7 protein-coding genes are annotated in these 9,061 nt (G+C 65.6%); 2 read left to right on the forward strand and 5 right to left on the reverse strand.

Features of this window, described 5'->3' with window-relative positions; translation table 11 throughout:
- Positions 1-346 precede the first annotated feature (346 nt).
- Complete coding sequence (locus F5544_RS21825) at positions 347-1,897, forward strand: right-handed parallel beta-helix repeat-containing protein (protein ID WP_203217625.1); 1,551 nt, start codon at positions 347-349, stop codon at positions 1,895-1,897.
- A 175-nt stretch (positions 1,898-2,072) separates the two neighbouring features.
- Here F5544_RS21825 and F5544_RS21830 read toward each other — a convergent pair whose 3' ends face one another.
- Both F5544_RS21830 and F5544_RS21835 read right to left on the reverse strand, forming a co-directional pair.
- Entirely contained in the window at positions 2,073-2,483 is a 411-nt protein-coding gene (locus F5544_RS21830; RefSeq protein ID WP_167474908.1) for a DUF4345 domain-containing protein, read from the reverse strand.
- A 78-nt stretch (positions 2,484-2,561) separates the two neighbouring features.
- Positions 2,562-3,155 (reverse strand): alpha-ketoglutarate-dependent dioxygenase AlkB, encoded by a 594-nt coding sequence (locus tag F5544_RS21835; protein ID WP_203217626.1) that lies wholly within the window; start codon positions 3,153-3,155, stop codon positions 2,562-2,564.
- A gap of 262 nt (positions 3,156-3,417) precedes the next feature.
- Here F5544_RS21835 and F5544_RS21840 point away from each other — a divergent pair, with 262 nt between their 5' ends.
- Positions 3,418-3,858, forward strand: a complete 441-nt coding sequence (locus F5544_RS21840) for a VOC family protein (protein ID WP_238847379.1) — start codon at positions 3,418-3,420, stop codon at positions 3,856-3,858.
- Positions 3,859-3,971: 113 nt separating this feature from the next.
- Here the strand turns inward: F5544_RS21840 and nuoN are convergent, their stop codons facing one another.
- The 3 genes from nuoN to nuoL are packed head-to-tail and all read right to left on the reverse strand — an operon-like array spanning position 3,972 to position 9,060.
- Positions 3,972-5,588 (reverse strand): NADH-quinone oxidoreductase subunit NuoN, encoded by a 1,617-nt coding sequence (gene nuoN, locus F5544_RS21845; protein WP_167474909.1) that lies wholly within the window; start codon positions 5,586-5,588, stop codon positions 3,972-3,974.
- A complete protein-coding gene (locus F5544_RS21850; RefSeq protein WP_167474910.1) occupies positions 5,585-7,177 on the reverse strand; it encodes an NADH-quinone oxidoreductase subunit M in 1,593 nt (530 codons plus the stop codon). Before F5544_RS21850 ends, nuoN begins: the two co-directional genes overlap by 4 nt.
- The gene (nuoL, locus tag F5544_RS21855; RefSeq protein ID WP_167474911.1) at positions 7,174-9,060 is read right to left on the reverse strand and encodes an NADH-quinone oxidoreductase subunit L; all 1,887 of its coding nucleotides are present in this window, start codon (positions 9,058-9,060) and stop codon (positions 7,174-7,176) included. Before nuoL ends, F5544_RS21850 begins: the two co-directional genes overlap by 4 nt.
- Position 9,061 lies beyond the last annotated feature (1 nt).

Genomic DNA, 9,061 nt, shown 5'->3' on the forward strand with positions numbered 1-9,061 from the left:
ACCTCGGCCGCCAGTTCCGCGATGCCGAAACCTGATGCGGCCGCAGGTGTCTCGTGAACGATCGGCACCGGACGCCCACCCTGAATTCAGAATCCGCGCATGACCGACCATGGTGCCTTCGGACCCGAACATCCCCAGATGGTGATGCCAGGAATCCCCGGCGGGCAGCCCATTCGGCCCACTGGGACAACGGCACATTGCTGGGGGCGATTGGGACACAAGACAATTCGGCCCATCCCTGCGTTGTAAGCTACTCGAGCGCGTGTCCTCATCGGCGATTTCGAACTCCCCTCACCGGGAAACCGGACAATTGCCTCCCCAGTTGTCGGCGCGTGAAGATACCGGAATGAAGATCGTGAAGCTCGGATGTCGGGCCCGCAGGCTCCTCTCCTCGATGAGTGTCGTCGCCCTCATCTGCGCGGGCTTATCCGCCACCGCCGTGGGCTCCTCGACCGCTGTCGGCGGACCACCATCCGCGCCACCCCAGATCTGCGGCAATAGCGGCGTCCTCGACGGTGGCCCCACCACGGCGCCCCCGGGCGCGATCGAGGTGCCGAAAGGCAACAACAAGGACGTGGACTTCCGGCAGGAGAACAAGACGTTTTGGTTCGCGCCGGGGGTGCACACACTTGACAGTGGCGAGTACGACAAGATCGAACCAGGGGCCAAAAGTACCTACATAGGGGCCCCGGGGGCCGTCCTCGATGGCCAGCACTTGAACAGCTATGCCTTCGGCGGGTCGTCCGCCGGCGTCCGCATCGCCGATCTGGAGATCCGGAACTTCGGCAAGGCCGGCGAGAACAAGAACGCGGGTGTCGTCAACCATGACTCCGGTGACGGCTGGGTGATGGAGTCGCTCTACATCCACGACAACGCCGGAGCCGGCGTCTTCCTCGGCAGCGACAACGTGGTCCGCAACAGCTGCTTGAAGGATAACGGGCAGTACGGATTCAGCATGTACAAGGACCCGGTCCCCGGCAAGTCGTCCATCACCAACATCACCCTGGACCACAATGAGATCGCCGGGAACAACACGGATGACTGGGAGGCGCGCGACACCACCTGCGGCTGCACCGGCGGCGGCAAGTTCTGGGATGTCCAAGGCGCGCGAGTCACCAACAACTACGTCCACCACAACCGCAGCGTCGGACTGTGGGCGGACACCAATGACATCGACTTCCTCTTCGACGGCAACTGGATCGAGGGCAATGACGCCCAGGCGATCTTCTACGAGATCAGCTACAACGCGGCGATCCGGAACAATGTGATCAAGGGCAACAACATAAAGGGCGGGAAGGCCCGGATGGCCCAAGCGGACTCGTTCCCCGAGACCGCGGTCTACATTTCGGAATCGGGCGGTGACAGCCGAGTCTCGTCCACCAGCACCGGCACGCCCACAGTGGACATCAGCAACAACCTGTTCATCGATAACTGGGGCGGCGTGGCCCTGTGGGAGAACGCCGACCGATTCTGCAACTCGCCGGCCAACACCAGCACGGGTTACTGCACTGCCGTGAACCCGGCGGTCACATTGGCCAAGTGTGCGGCCGGGACAATCGACAACGAGCCGTACCGCTCCGACTGCCGGTGGAAGACCCAGAACGTCAGCATCAGCAATAACGAGTTCCGCTTCGACCCGGCGCAGGTCGGTGGTTGCGATATCGCCTACTGCGGCCACATGGCCGTGCTCAGCAACTACGGCAGCGACCCGAAGTGGTCCCCCTACCAGGGCAATGTGATCGAGAAAGCCATCACGTTCAACCAGAACAACAAGTGGCGGGGCAACAAGTACATCGGCCCCTGGCAGTTCATCACCGAGGACCAGGGCTCGCTGAAGGACTGGGCCACCTGGCAGGCGGCCCCGTACAACCAGGACGCCGGCAGCACCAAGCAGTAGATCCACGCCGGACCCGACAACGGGCGAGTTGGGGGGCAGTTGCGTGGCTCAGCTGATCGAACTTCCCTTGCCGCAGGTGAATCTGGGTTACGGCGAAAACACCGTCGCCGCAGCGTAATTCGATGCGGCGACGGCTAGTGCGGGGGCGTGAAGCCCTTGGGGGCGAGGCGGATTGTTATCGGGCCAGTTCGAGTAGGTCCGAACGGATCGGACGTTTCGTGATCTGTTGCAGCAGTGGCGAATAGATCAGTGGGGTGACGAGTTCCACGACGAGCATGGCGATGTAGAACCAGTGTGGCCATCCCACGTAGGCCACGGTCAGTAGGCGGACCAGGCCGCCGATGAAGAACAGCAGCATGAGCAGGTGGATCAGGCCGGCGTGGCGGTTCAGGTCTCGTGCCGCCCATACGCAGGCCGCGCCGTAGGCGGCGAACAGCACCATGCTGAAACGGAGGTCGCCGTCGAGTGTGGCGTTCGGTGTATTCGCCCCGATGATCGTGTTCGGCCCGACGAATATGTGCGCCAGCGCGATCAAGACGCAGGCGACGCCGAAAATGATTAGGTACCAACGCAATACGGTTTGCACAACCGCCCCCTTCGCCGGAGCATCGTGTACGCGTGTCAACTAGCTGGGTCGCAGCGTAACCGCATTAGTAGACACGCGTCAACTATCGTGATTCTCGATGTCGATCTCCGCGAGCACCGTTCGGAATGTCACCGACACTCGCCGTCCGCGTGGAACTCGCCCGGACGGTGCGGGATCGGTCTTGCGCGCCGGGATGGTATGCCGCCACCGGTAACGTGCTGCACGGGTCATCTCGCACAGACTGCCGGGTGCCAATCTGATCGGCACCCGGCTCGCGCCGTCGGGGTCCAGAAAGTCCATCGTGCACGCTGAGCCGAGGCTCAGGGTTGCAACGACCGGCCCGAAACAGGGCACACAGTCGATATGTGGGCTGATGCCTTGCCCGGGGAGGTATTCGTTGACGATGACCTGATCGGGCGCGACATCCCACTCCAGCCGCTCCGCCAATTCCCGCGCCCATCCGGGCAGCGGCGGTGCGGGCTCGCGCGCGGACACCGAGCGGCGGCCGTAATCGTAGCGGTGGCCGAAATGCTGGACCCGGCGGCGCAATTCGCTCGACCACACACCTGCATCGATCGCGGCCAACACCGTTACCTGCTCCGATACCTCGAGCCAGTCCGCCCCATAACGAAGACCCTCCACACCCGCGATGTCATCGAATACCACCGTCACACGATCAACTGTGCCACCCCGGAACGACACCTAACGGGTGCGGCCGATGCCCGTCGCCGCAACGGATTTCGGTGCGGCGACGGCGGATGGCGGCCCACCCTGGTCATCAGAGCCCGACTTGTCGACATCCTCGACCGGAAACAGGATGGGGCTCAGCGGATATCGGCGGCGGCAGTGGTGATAACGGCGTGTGATGAGTTTCGGTCACGCTACTGTCCGCACCGAGGCCCATCGAGGGGTCCGTGGCGAAGGAGGCAGGGCTGTGGCGATTCAGCGGATGGACAATGTCCTCATTGTTGTGGAAGACATCGATAGGATGATCGAGTTCTTCGTCGAACTCGGTATGGAGTTGGAGGGTAAGGGGCCGGTCGAGGGGCGTTGGGTGGAACGCATCATCGGAATCGACGATGTCCGGGAGGACGTCGCGATGCTGCGGACACCGGACGGCCACGGCAAGATCGAGTTGGCGAGTTTCCATGCTCCGAAGGCGATACGCCCCGAGCCCGAGAACGCGCCGACGAATACGCTGGGGATCCGTCGGATCATGTTCGCCGTCGACGATATCGACGACACCATTGCCCGGTTGCGCACCCACGGCGCCGAACTCGTCGGCACGGTGGAACAGTACGAGCAGATGTTCCGGCTCTGCTACATCCGTGGCCCCGAGGGCATCATCGTCGGACTGTCCGAGGAAATCGGCTGAAAGATATTGTGCCGAGCACGCATCGCTATTGCGGGGCGGCGCGGTGGGATAACCGGGTACGAAAACGCCGTCGCCGCACCGGATTACGGTACGGCGACGGCGGATGACAGTGCTCAGTGCACGAAGGTCGCGGCTTTGTTGGCGAGGTCGAGCAGCGGTTGCGGGAAGATGCCGAGGACCAGTGTGGCCGCGGCTGTCAGCGCTACCAAAGTGGTGGTCAGGAAGGGAGACACCACGATCGGCGCGTCGGACGGCGGATCGGTGAAGAACATCAGCACGATGACGCGGATGTAGAAGAACGCGGCGACGGCGCTGGCGATCACGCCGATGATCACCAGATATGCGGCCCCACCGGCCGATGCCGCCGCGAACACCGCGAACTTGCTGACGAACCCGCTGGTCAGCGGCAGACCCGCGAAGGAGAGCAGGAACAGCGCGAAAACCGTTGCCAGCCAGGGGGAACGGCGGCCGAGCCCGGCCCACTGGGACAGCGCCGTCGCCTCGTCGCCGGAGCCGTCGCGCACCAGGCTCACCACGCCGAATGCGCCGAGGGTGCCGAGACCGTAGGCGAGCAGGTAGAACAGGATGGCTCCGACGCCCTTGGTGTTGGCCGCGACCAATCCGGTGAACAGGAATCCGGCGTGTGCGATGGAGGAGTAGGCGAGCATCCGCTTCACATCGGTCTGGGTGATCGCCATGACCGCGCCGACCACCATGGTGGCGATGGCGACCGCGGCGAGCACCGGCCGCCAGTCGCCGCGCAGTCCGGGCGTCGCCACCTGGATGACCCGCAGCATCGCCCCGACCGCGGCGATCTTGGTGGCCGCGGCCATGAATCCGGTGACCGCCGTCGGCGCACCCTGATACACGTCGGGCACCCAGGACTGGAATGGCACGGCGCCGATTTTGAACAGCAGTCCGACGGCCAGCATGCCGAGGCCGAGCAGCGCCAAAGTGGTGTTCTCCGGATGCCTTTCGATGGCCTCGGCGATTCCGCTGAGACGCACCGTGGCCGCCTGCCCGTACAGCAGCGCTACCCCGTAGAGGAAGAACGCCGACGAAAACGCCCCGAGCAGAAAGTATTTCAGCGCCGCCTCCTGGGAGAGCAGCCGCTTGCGCCGCGCCAGCCCGCACAGCAGATACAGCGGCAGCGACAGCACCTCGAGCGCGACGAACATGGTGAGCAGATCGTTCGACGCCGGGAACAGCAGCAGGCCGCCGACCGCGAGCAGCAGCAGCGGAAATACCTCGGTGGTCGCGATACCCGCACGGACAGCGGCCATTTCGTCCGCGCTGCCCGGCACCGACGCCGCCTGCGGGGTGAACGCGTCCACCCCGCGACCCCGCGCCGCCGCCAGACTCCAGGTGCCGGGACCGGATTTGACCGGCAGCACCGGTTCGGCGCCGCGTTCGGCGAAGAAGAACACGCCGAGCACGGCCACCACCAGGATGACGCCCTGCAGGAACAGCGTGACCCCGTCGACGGCCACCGAGCCTGCCATCGCGGTCGCCGATGTCCCCGACAACAGGATCACCGCGACCAGCGCCGCCACCAAACCCACGATGCTCAACGTCACTTGGATCCCGTACCGCAGCCGCCGCGGCGCGAACGCCTCGACCAACACCGCGACAACGCCTGCCCCGAAGACGATCAGCATCGGCGAGAGCAGCCGGTATTCGACGTCGGGCGCGGGCACAGCCGCCGCGAGAAGCACTGTGCTACCGCTCATTTGCTGGTACCTCCTGCGTCGGCCGTGGCCGGGGTGTTCGGCGCCGGGTCGTGCACTCCGATGGTGGTGAGGGTGTTCGCGACGGCCGGATTGATGAAGTCCAGCACCGGTTTCGGGTAGACGCCGAGGAACAGCAGCGCGACGATGAGCGGCACCACCACGGCCAGTTCCCGTGGAACCAGGTCGTAGAGGCGCTCATTACCCTTTTTGACCGGTCCGGTCATCATCCGCTGGTACATCCACAGCACGTACAGCGCGGCGAGCACCAGCGCGCCGGTCGCGATGACCGCCGCCGCCTGGTATCGGGTGAATGTGCCGAGCAGCACCAGGAATTCGCTGATGAACGGCGCGAGCCCGGGCAGCGAGAGGGTGGCCAGGCCCGCGATCATGAAGGTTCCGGCCAGCACCGGGGCCACCTTCTGCACGCCGCCGAATTCGGCGATGAGCCGGGTTCCCCTGCGCGACACCAGGAATCCGGCCACCAGGAACAGTGCCGCGGTGGAGATGCCGTGGTTGACCATGTACAGCGTCGCACCGGCCTGGCCCTGGCTGGTCATGGCGAAGATGCCGAGGATGATGAAGCCGAAGTGGGAGATCGAGGTGTACGCGATGAGCCGCATCACGTCGGTCTGCCCGATGGCCAGCAGCGCACCGTAGATGATGCCGATCACCGAGAGCGTGATCACCAGCGGCGCATAGGTTTTCGAGGCGTCCGGGAACAGCTGCAGGCAGTAGCGCAGCATGCCGAAGGTGCCGACCTTGTCGACCACCGCCATCATCAGCACCGCGCTGGACGGGGTGGCCGCGACCGCCGCGTCGGGCAGCCAGGTGTGCAGCGGCCACAGCGGCGCCTTCACCGCGAACGCGAACATGAAGCCGAGGAACAGCGCGTTCAGCACGCCGGGTGTGGCGCCGAGGTGCCCGGAATTGGCCGCCGCCACCACATCCCGGAAATCGAAGGTGCCGCTGCCGTCGCGCGCGGTGACCACGTACAGCCCGATCACCGCGGCCAGCATGATCAACCCGCCGAACAGGTTGTACAGCAGGAACTTCACCGCGGCGCGCGAACGCTGTTGGCGCAGTTGCTGATCCACGGTCCGCGGCCCGAAACCGCCGATGAGGAAGTACATCGGCACCAGCATGGCCTCGAAGAACACGTAGAACAGCAGGATGTCCAGCGAGACGAAGGAGATCAGCACCATCGCCTCGACCATGAGGGTCAGGGCGACATAGGTGTGCGCGACGCGGGTGCCGCTGCCCACGGCGCGCTCGTCGTGCCAGCCCGCCAGCATCAGCAGCGGGACGAGCGCGGTGGTGAGCAGCACCAGCACCAGCGCGATACCGTCCAGCCCGAGCGTGTAACCCGCACCGAAAGCCGGTATCCAGGAATGGGATTCGACGAATTGATACTGCGAGCCGCCGGGTTCGAAGCGCACCGCGAGCACCACAGCGAACACGAGCATGGCGAGCGCGATGGTGAAGCCGAGGCCGCGGGCGAAGGTGCGCTGCTTGGCCGGTACCGCGAGCACCAGGGCCGCGCCGATGGCCGGCGCCAGCCACAGCGTGGTCAACCAGGGATAGTTCGTCACCAGATCCTCACCGCCAGCAGGGCAGCGGCCAGCAGGGCCGCGCCGGTGAACATGGACAGGGCATAGGTACGCACGAAGCCGGACTGCACCCGCCGGACCCGCGCGGACAGGCCGCCGATGAATGCGGCGGTGCCGTTGACGATTCCGTCGATGCCGCGGTTGTCGAGGAATACCAGCGACCGGGTGAGGTGCTGCCCGGGCCGCATGAACGCGGCCTCGTTGAGCGCGTCGCCGTAGAGGTCCTGGCGGGCCGCGACGGTGAGCGCGGAGACGGCTTCCGGTGCGGTCTGCGGGATTTCGCGCTGCGCGTACTGGAAGTAGGCGGCCGCGACACCGACCGCGACCACCATCAGCGCCAGCGCGGTGACGACGCCCGCGGGCACGCCGCCCTCGCCGTGATGCGCGCCGACGACCGGCTCGAGCCAGTTCTGCAGCGACGACCCCCACACGAAAACCCCGCCCGCCGCAACGGATCCCACTGCCAGCAGGATCATCGGACCGGTCATCACCGCGGGCGCCTCGTGCGGATGGGTACCTTCCTTCCAGCGGCGTTCGCCGAAGAAGGTCAGCAACATCACCCGTGTCATGTAGAACGCGGTGAGCCCCGCGCCGGTGAGCGCGGCGACGCCGAGCATGATCCCGTTGAATCCGCCCTCGTCGAAGGCGGCCTCGATGATCTTGTCCTTGGAGAAGAACCCGGCGAACGGCGGCACCCCGATGATCGCCAGATAGCCGAGTCCGAAGGTGATGTAGGTGATGGGCAGCAGTTTCCGCAGGCCACCGTAGCGGCGCATATCGGTTTCGTCGTCCATCGCGTGCATCACCGAACCCGCGCCGAGGAACAGCCCGGCCTTGAAGAAGCCGTGGGTGAGCAGATGCATGATGGCCACCGCGTATCCGGCCGGGCCGAGTCCGGCGGCGAGCACCATGTAGCCGATCTGGCTCATGGTGGATGCGGCGAGCGCCTTCTTGATGTCGTCCTTGGCGCAGCCGATGATCGCGCCGAACAGCAGCGTCACCGCGCCCACCAGCAGCACCCCGAGCCGCGCGCCGGGCGCGAGGTCGAAGATCGGCCCGGAGCGCGCGATCAGGTAGACGCCCGCGGTGACCATGGTGGCGGCGTGGATGAGGGCCGACACCGGGGTCGGGCCCTCCATCGCGTCACCGAGCCAGGATTGCAGCGGCACCTGCGCCGACTTACCGCATGCGGCCAGCAGGAGCAGCAAACCGATTGCGGTGAGCGCACTTTCGCTGGCCCGCGGCGCGGCCCCGAATACGCCGTGGAAATCGATCGAGCCGAAGGTGGCGAACATGACGAACATGGCGATGGCCAGCCCCATATCGCCGACCCGGTTGACCACGAACGCCTTCTTGGCCGCGGTGGCCGCGCTCGGCTTGTGGAACCAGAACCCGATCAGCAGGTAGGACGCCAAACCGACGCCCTCCCAACCCAGATAGAGCACCAGGTAGTTGTTCGCCAGCACCAGCAGCAGCATGGCCGCCAGGAACAGGTTGAGGTAGGCGAAGAATCGCCGCCGCGCCGGATCGTGGCTCATGTAGCCGATCGAATAGATGTGGATCAGCGAACCGACGCCGGTGATCAGCAGCGCGAAACACATTGACAGCTGGTCCAATTGGAGGCTGAAGTCCACGTGCAGCCCGGCCACCGGCACCCAGCTGAACAGATTCTTGCCGATCGCGCGGGCGCTGCCCGTGCGGTCGAGCATGTCGAAGAACGCGACGGCGGCGATCGCGAACGAGCCGAGCGCGGCGAGGGTGCCGAGAAAATGGCCCCACTTATCGCCGAAACGCCCGATCAGCAGCAGGATTACGGCGCCGGCCAGCGGCACGGCGGGCAGCAGCCACAGCGATGCGGTAACCACG

It is taken from the genome of Nocardia arthritidis (assembly GCF_011801145.1).
GTDB classification, from domain to species: Bacteria; Actinomycetota; Actinomycetes; order Mycobacteriales; family Mycobacteriaceae; genus Nocardia; species Nocardia arthritidis_A.

What these genes read in the sequence shown, in the direction of transcription:
- F5544_RS21825 (WP_203217625.1), top strand. Translation starts at nt 347, where the DNA reads ATGAAGATCGTGAAGCTCGGATGTCGGGCCCGCAGGCTCCTCTCCTCG.
- nuoN (WP_167474909.1), bottom strand. Translation starts at nt 5,588, where the DNA reads ATGAGCGGTAGCACAGTGCTTCTCGCGGCGGCTGTGCCCGCGCCCGAC.